We start from the raw sequence: 727 nt of genomic DNA, 5'->3' as shown, positions 1-727 counted from the left end.
TACTTGATAAAGTGGCAGGCAATGACTAAATAAAACTTTCCCTTATTTCCCTTACGATTATCTCATAAGGGCAAAAATAAGGGAAAATACATATCGTTTCGCTAATGCACAGGCTGGAAAGCCTGTAAAATAGGGAAAGTTAGAAATATATTTCGGCAAACTTGAATTTGTAAATATCATTTTACATTTTTATATGAAATCACAATATGACTTGGTGCAAATAATACTGATGCAATAATCAATAGCACTGACCTACTCATAATCCCACTAAATAAGAACAACATTGAAGGAATAATAGAAAGTGCTAATGCTCTGAAAACGCTGTTTTTCTTAAAACATATAATCCAAATAGCACAATAAAGCATTACCAATATGGTATCTACAATCAGATATAGTGCAAATGCTTCGTCAGACCACCACCCGAACCAAGTTCCCGGAATATTGATTATCATGAATCCGAAACAACCCAATCTCCCTACTTGTTCTGTGACCTCAACATATTTATTATTCCACTTATTATCAAATCCATCTTTGCACTTAATCGCAAATACAACATTGGGTATCATAATGACTGCAATAAAAATCAGCCCAAAAACATTAAACCATTCCATATTATCTACCATCACAAACTCTGATTTGTATTTCTGTTTGTTTTAAAAATGGGCAACTCCGATTGGAATTGCCCACTCATTGCACTAATTATGCGATTTTTTCTTGCTTGCACCGA

1 protein-coding gene is annotated in these 727 nt (G+C 33.7%); it reads right to left on the bottom strand.

Going from position 1 to position 727, the window contains the following annotated elements; translation table 11 throughout:
• Positions 1 to 176 precede the first annotated feature (176 nt).
• Positions 177 to 623, bottom strand: a complete 447-nt coding sequence (locus LI164_RS15595) for a hypothetical protein (protein ID WP_005330834.1) — start codon at positions 621 to 623, stop codon at positions 177 to 179.
• Positions 624 to 727: the final 104 nt, after the last annotated feature.

This window comes from Dorea sp. 210702-DFI.3.125, from assembly GCF_020560945.1.
In the GTDB taxonomy this organism is placed as follows: Bacteria; Bacillota; Clostridia; order Lachnospirales; family Lachnospiraceae; genus Dorea; species Dorea formicigenerans.
Note: the sequence above shows the minus strand (reverse complement) of the source record. Positions and strands in the feature narration are given on the sequence as shown.

Coding starts and splice junctions, on each gene's coding strand:
- LI164_RS15595 (WP_005330834.1), bottom strand. CDS start 623: ATGGTAGATAATATGGAATGGTTTAATGTTTTTGGGCTGATTTTTATT.